This is a genomic window from Sphingobacterium puteale, from assembly GCF_003627955.1.
Lineage (GTDB): Bacteria > Bacteroidota > Bacteroidia > Sphingobacteriales > Sphingobacteriaceae > Sphingobacterium > Sphingobacterium puteale.
Genome location: NZ_RBWS01000029.1, coordinates 53,374 through 70,225 on the forward strand (window position 1 = coordinate 53,374; position 16,852 = coordinate 70,225).

17 protein-coding genes are annotated in these 16,852 nt (G+C 37.8%); 7 read left to right on the plus strand and 10 right to left on the minus strand.

The window, feature by feature from the left end:
- Window positions 1-72: 72 nt before the first annotated feature.
- From D7322_RS26775 to D7322_RS26810, 8 genes are all read right to left on the minus strand, one after another.
- The gene (locus tag D7322_RS26775) at window positions 73-1,077 is read right to left on the minus strand and encodes a RagB/SusD family nutrient uptake outer membrane protein (protein ID WP_220700186.1); all 1,005 of its coding nucleotides are present in this window, start codon (window positions 1,075-1,077) and stop codon (window positions 73-75) included.
- Window positions 1,078-1,138: 61 nt separating this feature from the next.
- The gene (locus tag D7322_RS26780; RefSeq protein WP_121127238.1) at window positions 1,139-1,525 is read right to left on the minus strand and encodes a hypothetical protein; all 387 of its coding nucleotides are present in this window, start codon (window positions 1,523-1,525) and stop codon (window positions 1,139-1,141) included.
- Window positions 1,526-1,859: 334 nt separating this feature from the next.
- Entirely contained in the window at window positions 1,860-2,306 is a 447-nt protein-coding gene (locus D7322_RS26785; RefSeq protein ID WP_121127239.1) for a nuclear transport factor 2 family protein, read from the minus strand.
- A gap of 159 nt (window positions 2,307-2,465) precedes the next feature.
- On the minus strand, window positions 2,466-3,227 hold the full coding sequence (locus tag D7322_RS26790; protein ID WP_121127240.1) for an NADAR family protein: 762 nt from the start codon (window positions 3,225-3,227) through the stop codon (window positions 2,466-2,468).
- 358 nt (window positions 3,228-3,585) lie between these two features.
- A complete protein-coding gene (locus D7322_RS26795) occupies window positions 3,586-3,972 on the minus strand; it encodes a DUF1016 N-terminal domain-containing protein (protein ID WP_220700189.1) in 387 nt (128 codons plus the stop codon).
- Between the two features lie 635 nt (window positions 3,973-4,607).
- The gene (locus D7322_RS26800; protein WP_121127241.1) at window positions 4,608-5,198 is read right to left on the minus strand and encodes a DUF3267 domain-containing protein; all 591 of its coding nucleotides are present in this window, start codon (window positions 5,196-5,198) and stop codon (window positions 4,608-4,610) included.
- Window positions 5,199-5,417: 219 nt separating this feature from the next.
- A complete protein-coding gene (locus tag D7322_RS26805) occupies window positions 5,418-6,266 on the minus strand; it encodes a TraB/GumN family protein (protein ID WP_121127242.1) in 849 nt (282 codons plus the stop codon).
- A gap of 1,147 nt (window positions 6,267-7,413) precedes the next feature.
- Window positions 7,414-7,800: a nuclear transport factor 2 family protein gene (locus D7322_RS26810; RefSeq protein WP_121127243.1), complete on the minus strand. Its 387-nt coding sequence runs from the start codon at window positions 7,798-7,800 to the stop codon at window positions 7,414-7,416.
- Window positions 7,801-8,369: 569 nt separating this feature from the next.
- On the opposite strand from D7322_RS26810, the gene D7322_RS26815 reads away from it, so the two are divergent.
- The 6 genes from D7322_RS26815 (at window position 8,370) to D7322_RS26840 (ending at window position 15,262) form a co-directional block, all read left to right on the plus strand.
- A complete protein-coding gene (locus tag D7322_RS26815; protein ID WP_121127244.1) occupies window positions 8,370-9,866 on the plus strand; it encodes a TlpA family protein disulfide reductase in 1,497 nt (498 codons plus the stop codon).
- A 266-nt stretch (window positions 9,867-10,132) separates the two neighbouring features.
- Complete coding sequence (locus D7322_RS26820) at window positions 10,133-10,879, plus strand: carboxylesterase family protein (protein WP_121127245.1); 747 nt, start codon at window positions 10,133-10,135, stop codon at window positions 10,877-10,879.
- A gap of 90 nt (window positions 10,880-10,969) precedes the next feature.
- Window positions 10,970-12,127, plus strand: a complete 1,158-nt coding sequence (locus D7322_RS26825) for a hypothetical protein (protein ID WP_121127246.1) — start codon at window positions 10,970-10,972, stop codon at window positions 12,125-12,127.
- A gap of 332 nt (window positions 12,128-12,459) precedes the next feature.
- A complete protein-coding gene (locus tag D7322_RS26830; RefSeq protein WP_121127247.1) occupies window positions 12,460-13,365 on the plus strand; it encodes an alpha/beta fold hydrolase in 906 nt (301 codons plus the stop codon).
- A gap of 90 nt (window positions 13,366-13,455) precedes the next feature.
- The gene (locus D7322_RS26835) at window positions 13,456-14,313 is read left to right on the plus strand and encodes a helix-turn-helix domain-containing protein (protein ID WP_121127248.1); all 858 of its coding nucleotides are present in this window, start codon (window positions 13,456-13,458) and stop codon (window positions 14,311-14,313) included.
- A gap of 34 nt (window positions 14,314-14,347) precedes the next feature.
- Window positions 14,348-15,262 carry a hypothetical protein gene (locus tag D7322_RS26840; RefSeq protein ID WP_220700187.1) on the plus strand — a complete coding sequence of 305 codons (915 nt, stop codon included), beginning with the start codon at window positions 14,348-14,350 and terminating at the stop codon, window positions 15,260-15,262.
- Window positions 15,263-15,356: 94 nt separating this feature from the next.
- Here D7322_RS26840 and D7322_RS26845 read toward each other — a convergent pair whose 3' ends face one another.
- The gene (locus D7322_RS26845; RefSeq protein ID WP_121127249.1) at window positions 15,357-15,671 is read right to left on the minus strand and encodes a hypothetical protein; all 315 of its coding nucleotides are present in this window, start codon (window positions 15,669-15,671) and stop codon (window positions 15,357-15,359) included.
- A gap of 112 nt (window positions 15,672-15,783) precedes the next feature.
- Here D7322_RS26845 and D7322_RS26850 point away from each other — a divergent pair, with 112 nt between their 5' ends.
- Window positions 15,784-16,527, plus strand: a complete 744-nt coding sequence (locus D7322_RS26850; protein WP_121127250.1) for a CPBP family intramembrane glutamic endopeptidase — start codon at window positions 15,784-15,786, stop codon at window positions 16,525-16,527.
- A 106-nt stretch (window positions 16,528-16,633) separates the two neighbouring features.
- Here D7322_RS26850 and D7322_RS26855 read toward each other — a convergent pair.
- Window positions 16,634-16,852: IS3 family transposase (locus D7322_RS26855; protein ID WP_147430555.1), on the minus strand; the 219-nt coding region annotated here is incomplete at its 5' end.

A 16,852-nucleotide genomic window follows, 5' to 3' on the forward strand; every position in this document is an offset into this window, starting at 1 on the left:
ATATTGAGTCAAAAAGAGGGATATATTCGTATTTGTGTAATAATGAGATGACACATATCCCTTTTTATATTTCTACAAGCCGGTTGGAGCAGTTCCACTGATCAGTGACCATCCTGGATTTTGATAAATAACAGAGTTTTCTGCTGTTCCATCATCCGAAGCCAACTGGAAATGCTCTGTGGCAATGGGTGCGAGGTAATGCGCCATGGCAAATTTTACACCGGTATAAGACAGGGCATTGCTTCGGATCTCCAATGGTCTGAGGTATTCACTCCGCGCAGGATCTGAAACGACAGATTTATCATCGGTAGCACCATAAATCAGCTGTTCGGGTTTATACCAATCTTTCATCGGTCCCCAAAGTTTAAAACCTTCAAAATGGTCTGCTGTTGTAATCAGCTGGTCCATTGCCCGCCAACGCTTAAGATCCATCCAACGCAGACCTTCCGCCATAAGTTCGCTTCTGCGTTCGCGACGTATATTGTACAATGTTGGTGATACAAACTGTCCTGCAGAATACGCGCCCCAGTCTTTCTTTTCTTTATCCATTTGCGTTGCCGCAATGGTCGCATTGAAATCTGGATCGACCTTAGCCCGCGTACGCAGTGCGCGCCAATAGGCCTGTGCCTTCGTATCTAAATTTTGATTCTTTTCATAACAGGCCTCCATGTAATTGAGGTAAGCCTCGGTGGCTCGGAAGGTAATGCTACCCGTAAATCCCTGACCGTTGAGCGTTTGTAAACCGTCGTATGAAATGCCTTTACGTATGGTATACCCCGTTGTATAACGTCGTTCCCAATCGGTATCGTAAACAGTCGGGGTGGGCTCTATGAGTGTGTAGTGAGTACCTTGTCCAATATTGACCAATACATTCTTTTGGCCAGGTTCTTTTAAAAACAATTGTAAACGACCATCGCGATTCTTCCGAACATCTGCAATGTAATCGTCGCCCGCATAACCGCTGCCCGTGGCGTAAATAGGCAGTCCATTGGACATCAGGAAGCTTTCGACAAGGCCACGTGTCAAACCAACCGCATAATTTCCGCGTTGAGCATAAACAGGCACATTATGTGTCACCAGGTAATAGCAGTAATATGAATATTCTTAAAAAGTATGCTATCATTTTGTTATTGTTTCATTAGCGATCCAGCCGATCAAGTAATAGCATAGTATTCCATAAAGCATTCATAACTTGGGCATTCATTACCCAAACACTTGCATTTTCGTTAATTTTGATAAACTCATAAGTTGCCATTTTTCCATTCGTCATTGTAGTTGCCTGTAAAATACACAAGAAGTCTTTAACGGAAAGTTTTTCTTGTACCATTAAAGAAGTCATGTAATAGATCGTTTCTGTGCCAATTAAAGTATAAATGCCGTCCTCCCGTTCTATCCCAACCAAAATATCTGCACCTATATTATTTAGATATTGAATTATTTCACTATGCTCATCTCTATAGTTCTCCCCGGATAACGTATCCAACATATTCCGTTTGATTCTCGCTTTTAGATTGATACGTTTCATTTTATTCCTTCATTGAACTCAGCTAAAAGTATAAAAAAATTAGCTATTAAAACTATTTCAAACCGACTATTGTTCTTACTATACAAAACGGCTACTAGCTTCCTTTCGAAAGAAAGGTTCAACATAAAAATTGGCGTCGTACAGTGAAAATAAAATAGTCTTTAAAAACATTGGATGACGAAACAAAAAAGAGGAAACGATAGGAAACATAAAAATTACTGTACAAGAAAACGCTAAGAGAAAGGGTCTGATGAGAATCAGGCCCTTTTGACGTTAAAAAGCCACATCCCATGACGTGGCTCTACAACATTTATATATTTGTAAGGGATGGCTCTTATTTATACGAATTAATCGATTTGGAGACTTTCCAGTAATTGCCTTCACGTACCAAAGTCACAAGGTCTACTTTGCTGAAATTTTCAAATTTTAGAGTCACTTTAGCAACCGTATAGTCTGCGGATTCCTCGATAATATCAGTGCTTACTGTACAGTTCAGCTTTTCGCCTTTTTGTTTTTTTAAGGATTTAATTACTTCGCTTCGACTGTTACTGTGTGCATTGGTAGTTTGGATTTTTTGATTAAAATCTTCGGCAAATAACTGCTCTACGCCAACCGATTCACCTTCGGTAGTGACCGCAACATAGTGATCAAGTGCCAAGTCGGCTGTGGAAAGGTTAACGTTTGCTTTTGATGATTTGGAACCTGGTCCTTCAGCCGCCATAGCGAAAGCGGATACTGCTATTAAGGCTGCTGCTGCGAATGTTTTTACTAGAGTTTTCATAATGTCTTTTTTTATTGCGTTAGTTATATTGTTCTAATTTGTTGACTCAAAACTACGACACAATACCCCCCTAGCCTATGGGCTTTAGACTAACGAACAGGAAAACTCGGTGAATGACGGGAATGGGGAGGTGAATAAAAATTTTCAACTATAGCTTTTTCACTTATAAAAATTCCTCCATGTATAAGGTTGAGGATGGCTTAGTTGATATATCCTTTGTTCTCTTTCAGACAGATAATCATAATAACCACCGAATTCTATCAAATACTCCTCTCCCACCCCCATCCTCCAAAACATATCCATATTATCCTTATCAGGAAACTTAGACCAAGGCGGTTGCTTGGCATTTTGAAGTGTGTGAAATTGTCCAAATTGGCGTAGAAAATCTCGTACTTCCATCAATGCAAAACCTAATAAATTTTGACCTCGCCAGCAATATATGTTTTCGATATCAAAGTCATCTTGTGACAGTCCGATACCCCATATGGTGTCAACAGGGCTTGCTTCAACGAGAATTCTATTTTCTGTCTTTAACAGATATTCTGCTAGGCCAGGATGTTGATTAAACTTGTGTATGTTGCCGTTCTTAACGATCTCAAATTTTTGTTCATTCCAAATCTGATCATCATAGCCTATAACTTTCCTTCCCAGCTCTTTGGCTTCGCCTGGCTTATTACAGTTTATAATTTTCTCAAAGCTCTTTTTATCCTCAAAAAGTAATGCCTTTTGGGCCATCATCCAATGTTCCGCAGTTTTATAAGTTATATTATCAACTATAAATGGACTTTCATGCCATTGGCTAAAAACAAATTTTCCGACCTCTTGATTTTGTTTATTTGTATGTCCCCAAAAGAAAAGAAATTTGACTGTACCTCCACTTTCAAACATATCGGTTAACCATTTAATATCATATTGTTCCATATTGCTCAACTATAAATCTATTAATTTGAAGCCATCGTATCCTTTTTCATTTTAAGGAAAGCTCAATTTATCAAAAAAACAGGAATGATAAAACTATTTTAAACCGACTATTGTTCTTACAATACAAAACGGCAACAACCTTCCTTTCGAAATAAAGGTTCAACATAAAAATTGGCTTCGTACAGTGAAAATCCAATTGTCTTAAAAAACATTGGATGACGAAACAAAAAAGAGGAAACGATAGGAAACATAAAAATTACTGTACAAAAAACGCGAAGAGAAAGGGTCTGATGAGAATCAGGCCCTTTTGACGTTAAAACAATGCTTCACAACAAAAGCCGCATCTCACGACGTGGCCTTAAATAAACATATGATTCACTGGCAGAGTGCTATCGAAATTATGTGTTTTCAGTTGATTCGCGACTCGACTATAGCTGTCCATCTTAATCGCATTGAGCAATAAATCCCGAGACCAGCCTTTTACTACCGCTTCATTGGCGTAAAACATAACCTCCTCTATAGTTTTTATTTTATCTAATAATAGTAGATTATGTCCCCATGGCAAAACTGCTACGCTCTGTAGCAGTTTTGTATTTTGCCGATAATAACGTTCATAAAAACGCTTCATGTTCCATAAGTTGCGCGGCGACAGTCCCATATCAGGAAACTCACTTTTCAGGTCAACAGACAATTGTTTGACTACACCACTACCGTATCCTTCCTCCAGTTTTTTCTCTGAAAGCAGTCTTCATAAATTCCAATACATGGAATTCGCTGCGCTGTTGATCTGCTTCGCAATCAATGTTCGGTTGCTACGGATTTCTGCGACAGCTTGTTGCAATATTTCGTTATAGTCTAAATCGCTTATTTTAACACCGCCGCTCGTATCACGTTCTGAATATGCTTACTCATATACTGCTAATCCTAATTTTTCTTGTCCCTGTGTCATTTTTTTATGAAGCCAAATCCTCCATCAATGCCAGTTCTTTAAAAAAACGTTCTTCCTAACTTAACTCCCAAAATTCGTCGTCGTTAAAGATCATCCCAATCAAAGTCTCTTCAACAAAAGAATATAAAGATAGTAAGTATTTTTCTATCAGCAATCAGACTCAGAAGAACCAAATCCGAGTCTTTTGCCCCTTTGATGAAAAATAGTATTTAATTATGCTCCTGCTCATTCCAAAGTTTAGAAACAATATTCTTGAATAAAGCAGGTTTGAGAACTTAACTTCTAATCGAATTAATGATCACTTCTTATTACCAGGCTTACTACTAATTATTCTCCTAAACACAAAAGAAGCCATATCTTCCGACATGGCTTCTATAGTGAAAGTCCCAAAACCATCAGGTCATGGATTTTGAACCAACAGCAAACCAGGCTTATTCATCTTTTTTATAGATAAAACATCCTGCTTCGGAGGGGTGGTCGAGAACCAAATTCCGCATGTCTTCACGCCATATGAGCTGCACGATCATAAAATCTCCGGCTGCGGAAACGGTAAAAAAAATGGCAAACAGCAGGATATTCACATTTCCGCTGTACCAAGCATAAATGGCAGGGATAATCCCTAATATAATGAAGGGCATCAATGCGCCGACAATATATTGACGGACAAGAAGTGGCTCCTTACAGTGGCAATAGGGTGTCAGCATTTTCATCAAGACACCAAACTTGATTGATTTAAACCCCTTCTTGGTGTAACAGGCCCAGGTGATCCCATGGATCAGTTCATGCGCAATGATACCAAGGATCACCACCAGTATACCTATCAGGACCGAAGTGATGGAGGTAATTTCTAGCATATCGATCATAAAAACAAATGGCCCATCCTCCCGGCCCCAAATCAGGTAAAACGGTAAAGTATATAGGAGAATAACCGGAATAAATAGAAACAGTGCAAAGACATTGGCTTTATACAGATCAATAAACCGCTCTTCTTTGCGGTAGCCCGGAATTGATGCTATATCCATATAGTGTTTATAATAAATGGTTTATAATATAAAATGATGCCTCCTAAAAATAATACAAATTTTATTTCCAGCCAAACATCCCCAATCAAACTTCATCAGTATCGGGTTCTTTTTACATAAAATAGCCACACCTTACGGTGTGGCTCCCCAGTATATATTACTTATTTTGATGGTTTCAAGGTATTAATTCTGAGTTTAACGGCCGGCCTGGGTTCATGATCACTCAACGGCAGTAACGGTATAGCCAATTTTACGAAGCAGAGTAATCAGCCCTTTATCCCCAGCAAGGTGCCCTGCACCAACAGCGATAAAACAAGATTGATCTTTGATCATCTTGGGTATGATAGCCGTCCAGTTCTCGTTCCGCTCATTCAGCAGTTTTTCTTTTTGTTCGTCAGTCATCCAGGTAGGATCCTGAATCAGGGCGGTTAACGCACCCAGATTTTCTGTTTTATAGGCTGCCACCATTTTTGCGATCAACGCTGGATATTTATTCAGTTGATAGACCGATTCCATGAACAGCTTGGGGGTAATGATATCTTTCAGCAATGCAAACTGCATATCGATCGTTTCGAGCTCCCCGATAACCTTCCCTTTGGCAGTTGCGATGGCCGACAGTTCCATTTCATAGGACTTCATCTTTGTTGGATCAGTACAATTGAACCCTTTCATCGTAAATAAAGAGACCACCGCAATGGGAGACACATAATCCAAAAGCTTAATGGAAAGATCTTCTGCAGTTAATACACTATCCATTTTTTGAACTTCACGGTCTGAGAATGTCTTTATAAATGCAGTATCCGGTGCACTGTAGGCTCGTAGTTTCTGGGCATTGTCCGGATTGGAAAGGTCCACCTCAAAAACGACTTCTTGGCTTTTGTCCAGGGCATCAAGGCATTTTTGCTTGATCTCAAAATCATCCGGGCACAGCATATGTACGGTACCGAACAGGTAAGATTCTTGCTTGAGGCCATTTCCGGCAATTTTCCACAACATGGAGTTTTCCTGGGCAACTCCGCTAGAAACAACGAAAAAAAATAACAATTGTAGGATCAGCTGCTTTTTCATTTATATAGATTAATGTTAATTATTGTTATACGGTTTTATCTTGCTGCACCATGAAAACCATCTTTAATTCCTTGAACAAAATCGGCGCTATTCAATAATATACAGATACAGCATATCACAACCACAAGTGTCATCAGTAATTTTAACAGTTTTTTTCTTTCCATAATTTAAATTTGGTTTATTTTTACATCAAAACTTTTCAAATTCAACGGATGCCTCATCCGTTAATGGCTATAACTATCAAACAATATAACGAATTAATTTTAATTTACTGAAAAGATAAAGACAAACCATCTAATTAATTTTGCATTACACTATTTTCAACACCACAACTACAGATATCCATTGAGCTATAGCAATTGGTCTAAGTCTGCTGACTCTCTCTTAGCCATTAAGGCAACATAGTGCGCTAAAGCAAAGTCTGTTGTAGAAATGCTAACGTTTGCTTTTGCTGATTTTGAACCTGGTCCCATAGGCTGCCGTAGCGAATGTGGATACTGTGGTTAGGGCTGTTGCTGACGAATATTTACTCCAATAAAACTATTTCAAATCGACTATTGTTCTTACTATACAAAACGGCTACTAGCTTCCTTTCGAAAGAAAAGGCCGACATAAAAATTGGCGTCGTACAGTGAAAATCCAATAGTCTTTAAAAACATTGGATGACGAAACAAAAAAGAGGAAACGATAGGAAACATAAAAATTACTGTACAAGAAAACGCTAAGAGAAAGGGTCTGATGAGAATCAGGCCCTTTTGACGTTAAAATGTACAGGTACTGGATCAAAACACTGAATCTAAATGACATCGCTACTGATGCCCGAAGGACTATAGCATATTCCAGATTTTAGAAGTCGCTAATTTAGATCTGCATTAAAACCGATAAATGTAGATACCAACTTATCCCTAAACACAATTTTCAATCAATTTTTAGACAGTGATTAGTCACTGGTAATTCAGTATACATTGAGTAATCACTGAGCAAGCACTGAACGATCACTGAATAAACTCTGTTTAAATGACGAATTTGATCTCTCTTTGAATCCCATTTGCTGCAAAAAAAATTAAAAGAATGGAAGGAGCTAAAACAGAAAAAGCCACATCCGGAGATATGGCTTCACAACTTATATATTTGTAAGGGATGGATACTATTTATAGGAGTTGACTGAACTGGTTACTTTCCAGTCATTGCCCACACGCTCCAAGGTAACTAAATCTGTTTTGGTGAAATCCTCAAATTTCAAAGTCACTTTAGCGACCATATAGTCTGACGATTCCTCGATGATATCAGTGCTGACTGTACAGTTGAGCTTTTCGCCTTTTTGTTTTTTCAAGGATTTAACCACTTCATTACGGCTGTTAGACTGCGCATTGGAAGCTTGGATCTTTTGATTAAAATCTTCGGCGAATAACTGCACTACTCCTGCTGATTCGCCTTCGGTAGTTACCGCAACATAATGATCAAGTGCCAAGTCTGCTGTAGAAAGATTAACGTTTGCTTTTGCTGATTTTGAACCTGGTGCTTCAGCTGCCATAGCGAATGTGGATACGGCGATTAAGGCTGCTGCTGCGAATGATTTTACTAGCGTTTTTTATCGAAATTATTTGTTTTTTATTTGATGATAAAGCTATCATGAGTGCCTTTTGAATACACTCATGATGGTTCATAATGTCTTTATTTTATTGTGTTAGTTTTTAGTTCTTATTTGTTGACTCAAAACTACAACACAATAGGCCCCTAGCCTATGGGCTTTAGACCAACGATCAGGAAAACTCGGTGAATGGCGGAAATGGGGAGGTGAAAAGACTTCTACTATTCAAAATGATTGAAATTGCCTATAGCCATTATAAGTTGACAATCCTTGAGGATAACCAATACACTATTTAAATGGCACTTTACATGGCAACCTACAGAGATATTAATTGAGCTCATTTCATAGTTTGGGCTGTCAACTGCAAGCTCAATGCGCCACTTTTTTTATATGATTTTCGAAAACTTTTTGGACGCAATTGTTTTATTTTTTATTGTAAAATAAAAAATAAACTATTCTTCTCAGTTGTAATTTTATTTACTATTTTAACCAGCAATTCATTAGAGTACAGCATGAAGCAGATTTATCTAACGTTATTTACCATAGTATTTTTCACGTTCCTAAAAGGACAATCATCTGTTTTAAAAATTCAGAAAAATTTCGATAATGCCAATATCATTTACTTAGCCCCGACGAAAATCGAGCCCGAGTTGGATGGAAACGCACCATTTAAACTGAATTTGGGCGCTTCTGAACTTAAACTACGCTTTGATGAAAAAGAGATAACTGAGTTTATTTTAATTGTGCCATATAAGAATTCTTTCTTCTACCAAAGTGTTTTTATATCAAAAAACGATAGTATAGTGGTAAATATTGACACTTGCCATGATACACCAATATTTAATGTATCCGGAAAATATATATCAAATAATAAAGGGTTTACCTTCTCACATTCTCCCGACACAAAAAGTTTCGACAACGACACAGTTCCATTACGACTTCTGAAATATTTAGATGAATTACACAAAAAGGAGGAAGCTAATTTAAAAGCATATATTCAAAAACATAGTCCTACAGATGATTTCGTGAGTCTAGGAAAAAATAATCTGAGCTATGCAAAAGTAGATTGGTTCTTAACATTTTATAACAACCATAAATTCAAATTAAAGAAACTTCCAAACCATGAAACGCTTATATCAAAATGGGAAGCAAAAAAAGACAGTCTTGTAGAATCTGTGAAGCTTAACAACGAAAAAGCGCTTAATAGCTATCATTATGTACAATTCATTACTAGATATATAAACATTGAAAAGAATAGAATTTGGGAACTTGAGGATAAAGAAGACGTCCTTAATGTATTATATTCAGAGTTTCCGAAGGAAACGCGTAAAGTTGTCTATGAATCAGATATGGAGAATTTACTCTTAGAAAAGCTCATAAATAAGCAATTTACAGGGAATGTAAATGAGTACCTGTATGCTAATTTATTGACCAATATGAGAACAGGAATGAAAACAAACTTAACACCTATTTTTGAAAGATTTCATGGCAATTATCCCAATAGCAAATTCTTACCGCTTTTTACTACCATGGCGAACGCTGCCCGATTAAGGAATTCAAATAAGATATCTAAAAAAATGACCTTGATCGAAAATACAGATAGCATTAAGACATTTGAACATTTGCTCCATTTATATGCAGGTAAGAATATTTTATTAGATATGTGGGGAACTTGGTGCGGCCCTTGTCACGAAGAAATTGAAAAAAATGGTGCGGAGCTAAAAAAATATTTCCAAAACAGTAGTTTAGAATTTATTTACATATCGAACTACGATAAAAAAAATATACAACGATGGAAACAGTTAATCGCCTACTACGAAATGGAAGGGACACATATCCTCGCATCTCAAGAACTCACAGAGGATATCTTAAAGAAAACTGGGGCAAGGGGCTTTCCATCCTATATCATTATTCGTAAAGATGGAACATTTGAGCTATCTAAAGCTGGCTATCCAATGGATAGAGAATTGTTAATTAAACAAATTGATGATAATTTAAAGCTACAATGATCCACAATAAGCAATCGAAATAGTTTATGTATATTATCATCCCACAAGCCAGGGGCATTACTAAAAGATAGGCTGACGAGAATGGAAACACAAGTATTAAACTGATCTTGGACATATTTAAAATGAGCAGCAAAAATACTCCTACTATAGTTTCTACCAGACGCTGGTATTAAAATAATCCGTGTGTTACCTGTATGAATTTAGTAAATAATTCCCTTTGCTCGTGCAAAAGACCTGTATTCAAATAAAATTCACATCTAATTACAATGACTATCCGATTATCTATCAAAATTTTCTGTTCAAGGAACTATCTACTTGTCAACATTCTTTTAATTATCTTTTTTAGCTTTTTTGTCTCGCAATCCTTTGCGCAAGAAAAGCTAAAAGTCAATTACAAACACTTCACTTACCTACCTAAAAACTATAATAATGACACGTCCAAATACCCTCTGGTCATCTATCTTCACGGTGGATCACAAAAAGGAAATGATTTAGAAAAACTAAAGGTCTATGGTCTTCCCTATCTGGTGGATCAAGGAAAGGAATTTGATTTTATTATGGTCGCTCCGCAATGTCCGGAAGGCAGATATTGGTCTATGGAAAATTGGTTTGATTCGCTGTATAATGAAGTAACTGCAAAATACCGCGTCGATAAAAGCCGTGTTTATGTGACCGGAATAAGTATGGGAGGTTACGGAACGTATATCGCAGCCTTAGATCACACCGAAAAAATTGCTGCTATTGTTCCCTTATGCGGAGGTGTAAATGATAGTGACACCGCTCGAATTTGCAGACTCAAAGACATGCCCATCCTGACCTATCACGGAACTGCGGATGAAGAAATCTCCATACAAGAAACAGAACGGATAGCCAAATTTCTAAAGGAGTGCAATGGGAATATCACCTTCCACCGGCTTAAAGGTGAAGGTCATGGTATCCAATATCTTTATGAAACTGAGCCCTGGATTTATGAGTGGTTGCTGATGCAAAGGAAATTGACAAATATTGAATAACTTTAAGGCATAGTTAGTATTAATTTTTATTGAATTATGTATATTAGAATGTGCTAACTCTAAAAAATAACATAGTTATAACCGCTTAAAATGATTACCAAAGAAATACAGAATATCTTCGAATTCATTAGTTTTCTAGACTCTAACAAAAAGGATTATATACAAAAGTATTTACCGATTTGTGAAGAACTTGAAAAGTTGATAGGACAAAGAAATCAATTAAATCCTCACGAAAATTACCGTGATAAACAGAAATATGATGTCTTTCAAAAGGAAATAAGCCCTAAATTCGATATTCTTCTTTCAAATATATATCATCCTGTGATGGACAAATTGTCCGAACTAAAAATATGGTCAGGGGATCAAGCAAAATCCAGTATCAGTAATAATATTTCATCCGCAGCAACGAATTTTAAATCTACCTTTGAGTCTGATGATGTTCCGTTAGTAATCGCATACGAGAATAAGTATCTCAATTTCAGAAAAGAAACAAATTCAAATTTCCTTACACTTGAATTAGTATTCTCACTGTTAGATAGGGATCTAAAGGAATTGTTTGATTATTTCAAAGATTCGGATGAAGGTGAATTTGACGCTTTGATGGCTGAAGTAATTCAATGCAACTCTTTAGAAGAAGCGGTAAGGTTACACCAAGAAAATCCATCACAAAATAAAAGATTTTCGATTCCTTCTCTAGATGCTGCTACTGAGAATGGTGGGCAAATAATAGAGATCGATCGTTATGACATGCTTACACACCCGGTTAAGAAAACAAACAGCTCTTTAGAAGAAGCAGTCTACCGTATAAAATTATTGAAGAGGTTCATCGAAAACAACAATGGCAATAGAGCCTTCAGAGGTGTTGAAAATCAAAATGAATCTGTGTTTCAGCTGGTTTTCAAATCAATTTGTTCAGATTCAATCTGGGATATAAATTCAGAAATCGACAATGGTAGAGGCCCTGTGGATTTTACCGTTTCGAGAGGCGCAATGGACAAAACTGTAATTGAACTTAAGCTCGCCAAAAGCTCGAAGCGTAAACAGAATCTCCAATACCAAGTTGACATCTATAAACAAGCTAAGCATAGCGATCAATCTGTAATTGCAATTTTGCACTTCAATAAAGCAGAGCGTGATCGTGCTGTAAAGATCCTAAAGGAACTAAACTTAGATAAATTTAAAAACATCATATTGATTGATGGGGAAGAAAAGCCATCGGCTTCGAATGTGAAGAGTGGAAATTTATAGAAAATGATGTAATAAATTGGACGCCCCGGAGCATGAAAACTTCTAATTCTTTCTCTAATTTTTCAATTTCAAAGAGGGATGATTATTGGATACTACTTATATGAACTGATTGATTTCGAAACTTTCCATTCATTGCCTTCGCCCTCTAAAGTAACCAGATCAGTCTTTGTGAAGTTTTCAAATTTAAACGTTACTTTGGATTTCCGGCTATTACCCTTCAATCCCTAACTAGGGAAAAAAGTACAATACATATCCACCATTATCCATTCCTTTCCAATCAAGCTGATTATATCTTTGTATCATCACTTTAAAACAATTTAAACATAAAAAAAATGAAAACAATTATTGCAACAATCAGCTTAGTGATGACTTTATTGAGCACTTCTCTTTTTGCCCAAGGGAAAAGAATACCAGCTTCCGCCGGAAGAGCAGAATACATCGAAGTAGAAAAGGGAGTAAAACTTCACGTAACCGACCTTGGCGAAGGCAAACCTATCGTATTGATTCACGGATGGCCATTGAGCGATGAAATGTACGAATACCAATACCAATATTTATCCCGCAGAGGCTTCCGAGTAATTGGAATTACACTCCGTGGTTTTGGAAAATCAGATAAACCTTACGGAAAGTATGACTTTGATGTTTTTTCCGATGATATAAAAGTGGTTCTGGAAAAGTTGGACATACAAAATGCTACGCTTGGAGGATTTTCGCTCGGCGGTGCGGTGGTGCTGCATTATGTAACAAAATATAACTCCGCCCATGTGAGCAAGCTGGCTCTGTTTGGAGTAGCCGCACCATCCTGGAAACAGCGTGAAGGTTTTCCTGACGGATTGCCCGATGCGGTTGTTGAAGGATTGATAAACGCGACCAAAACACAAAGACAGGATCTGATCGCAAGTTTCGGTGCAGGCTTCCCGGCGAAAGAAGGCAATATCTCTAAAAACGTAGAAAAATGGCTGGAGAATATCAACTTGCAGGCCTCTCCTTATGCCATGACAGAATCAATCACCGCACTCAGCGGGTTGGACCTACGCCCCCAGCTTTCAAAAATCAATATTCCTGTGACCATATTTCAGGGAGTATATGATAAAAACTGTCCGCTTATTTGGGCCGAACAATTACAGAAAAGCATAAAAAATGCAACGCTTATCCGGTTTGAAAACAGCGGCCATGCCTTGTTTGTAGAAGAAATGGAAAAATTCAATTCCGAGCTGGAGAAATTTGCAAAATCATGATGAATCGCAAAACAGGAGAGCAAGATTATTGTGTTCTCCTGTTTCTATTTAAACAGAGATTTGTATTTTTAACCCCATTAGTTTACCGATATGGCAAGTGAAAATGTATTTCGAAGCAACCTAAAAACGATAGGACTTATATCGTTGCATGAAGAAAATGTTGATTCCATTAATAGCGCGAATTATAAGCAATACATAAAAGTACTGCTTCTTTCAAAGGGAGCTAAAGTACAGGTTGACCTCGCTGAATATTCGGTAAAACAGCCATCCCTGTTCTTTGTAAGCCCCAGTCAGCATCTGCATATAAAGAAACTCGGAAAAGAAGAGGGACACTTCGTATTTTACAACCGCGACTTTTATTGTATCCAGATCCATGATGAGGAAGTAGCCTGTAACGGACTACTGTTCAGTAACATCTACAATATGCCGATGGTAGAATTGGACAATGGTGAAATTCCTTTCTTTAGCTATATTTTCGGACAGATGACGGATGAGTTCGGGTTAAACGATACCTCGCTGGAAGAGATGCTTCGTACCTATCTCAAACAATTGTTCATCAAATCCGCACGGTTATGGAAAAAGCAAAATCTTGATAAGGAACTTATCGAACAGAACAGCGACCTGGAGTTTTTCAGGAAGTTTACCTTGTTGGTTGACGAACATTATAAGGAAAAGCACCATGTTGCCGACTATGCCGAACTGCTGTTTATGGCTCCAAAAACGATTAGCCATAAATTTAAAAGGCTTAATCTGCCTCAGCCTAATGATGTGATTAAAAACAGGATTCTGTTAGAAGCAAAACGGCTGCTGGTACATACCAATCTGACGGCAAAAGAGGTTGGCTATGAACTGGGATATGAAGATCCGGCATACTTCAGCAGGCTGTTTGTGCAGAAATCAGGTGAAACGCCGTCAGCGTTCAGGGCAAAATTTCTTGCCATAAATTAAATTCAGTCGTTGTTATTCCAATACCAAATTCAAAATGATGCGCAGATTCTTTACTTACTTATTTTTTTCTCTTTTTATCCCGATGGCTCTTCACGCCCAAATTCCGGAAAGCCGGTCCTCGGCAGCATTGGCAGAACGAATTAAATCGGCACCAGACGAAGTTTTCAACAAATTTCGCGAAGCAGGAATGCAGCCTGTGGATCATATACTGACAGCCAAAGAAAAAGACAAGGTCGCGAAGGCTTTTACTATGCTGTCGCCGCTGCATAGTAAAATTCTGAAGCAACATTTGCACAGTATCAGTTTCATGGATAATATGCCTAACACCGCACTTACATCCCCGGTTGAAACAACCGATTCAAGCCAAAAATTCAACATCACTTTTCGTGCGGAAATCATTAACGAAACTGTTTCCCAATGGGCCACATGGAAGGAGAATACATACTATACCTTTCCCGAAGGCAGCGGGATGGAGATAACTATTGATGCCGGCGAGCTGGATGCTATGGTGTACGTATTGCTTCATGAGGCAACGCATGTGGTGGATGCGGTACTGGCCCTTACACCTCACTCCGGCGAGGGCGATACTGTGGCGGCTCCTACAGCATTTACCCGGGGCATCTGGCACACAGCAAATGTACCCGAGAAAGCATTCATCAGCCCTTTGCTGGAGACCACACGCTTCCGGAGCGGAAAGCAGGTGCCGGTTTCTGATGCGCCAAAAATTTACAAAGACCTTCAAAAAACGCCTTTTGTTTCGCTTTACAGTACAGCCGCATGGTTTGAGGACCTCGCGGAGCTGGTGGCTATCTATCACTTAACAGCAAAGCTAAATCAGCCGTTTCAGGTGTCCGTAAAACAGAACAGCAAAGAAATCATGAGTTTTGAACCGATGAAGAGTAAGCTGGTAAAAAAGAGGCTGGAGCAGCTGAAGGTATTTTATGATTAGCTGTCCTTCAATGCCTAAAACTTATGATAAATCCCGAGCTGTATGATTCTGCTTGATAATCGGCAGTAAAAATTTAAACTGATCAATTACCAGGTTACACCTTTTCCATCATAGGCAGGCATCGTATTGCTTTTTGCGATAGGTGCAATCGTCGAAAGTTCTTTTCTTCGGCCTCAGTTTCTTTTTTGAACGCACTTTTAAGTCGCTCAGCAATCTGATCATTGACAATCTGTGTAAAAACGCGTTTGACCAAGGGTGTATACTGCTCCAAAACCTTTGCTGTAACAACACTTGAATAGGCTTGCTTTGCAAAAAAACGAACGAAATCATCACTCGGATTCTGCATTTCTGCCATCGCTAAAATCGTCAGCTCATTAAAGTATTTTAATTCACTCGCAACGCTGGACATGCTATCGCCTTCAGACTAATAGACAGGAAAACTCAGCCAATGGCGGAAATGAGGAGGTAAAAGAGAAAGATTTTTTGCTATCTTAAAACAACCGTTTAAAAAGATATCTTTTATGCAATCTTATTTAAGAAGCTCTTGGAATAGTATTATCAATTTCAACTGGAAGTTTGGTTTATTTCTAATCATCATAATTTGTGTACCAAGATTTATTATGGTACTCCATGCTAACCAATATGCCAATTATCAATTTATTGGTTTAATCATGCTGTTATCATTTATTGTTCCTTTCATATTCTTAAATAAAAAAGGTATGAGGACCATTGGCTGGAACAGACCTAAAAGTTATAAGTGGTTATCCATAGCTTTTATTAGCGGTTGCTTATATGCTTACCTGTTATTCCTTTTGGGCACATTCCTTTATCAAGATAGTTATCAAAACTGGTATGTGTATATCGCCAATTCTTATAAAATTCCCGCAGATATAACGATAGAGGCAAAAAGGCAAATGTTCCTCATCATGGCTGGCACGGGGATGTTATTTAGCCCATTTGGTGAAGAACTATATTTTAGAGGAATAATTCATGAAACCTTTGTTTCGAGATTTGGCAATCGTGGTGCATCAATGCTAGATAGCTCGGCGTTTGCCTTGACCCACATAGCTCACTTTGGAGTAGTATACTGGCTCGACGGTTGGCATTTTCTTTTCATACCAACACTTATCTGGTGCTTGTCAATGTATTTTTTAAGCAGATTATTTTACTTATTCAAGGTGAAATCAGAAGCTATTTGGGGCGCTATAATAGGTCATGCAGCTTTTAATCTGAGTATGATTTATTGTATATTTTATCAGTTATAATATAAAAGCTACATTCCTCGAAACGGCTACGATACATGTATTTATTGGATAACGAAACATATATGAGATAAAGGATTGGACTTGCAAATAAAATCGGCAGTTCTAGTTAAGCAGTTTTTTCAATTTTTTGCTCTTTGTTATTAAATTGCTCGATTGTAAGATTTCCCAATGTGGAGTGACGACGTTCTCGATTATACCAGATTTCTATGTATTCGAATAGTTCTGTTCTCATCTGATCCCTGGTAATCAACTTATTACCGTAAATCTGCTCGGATTTTAGCGTTTTGAAGAAGCTTTCTGCTACTGCATTATCCCAGCAATTACC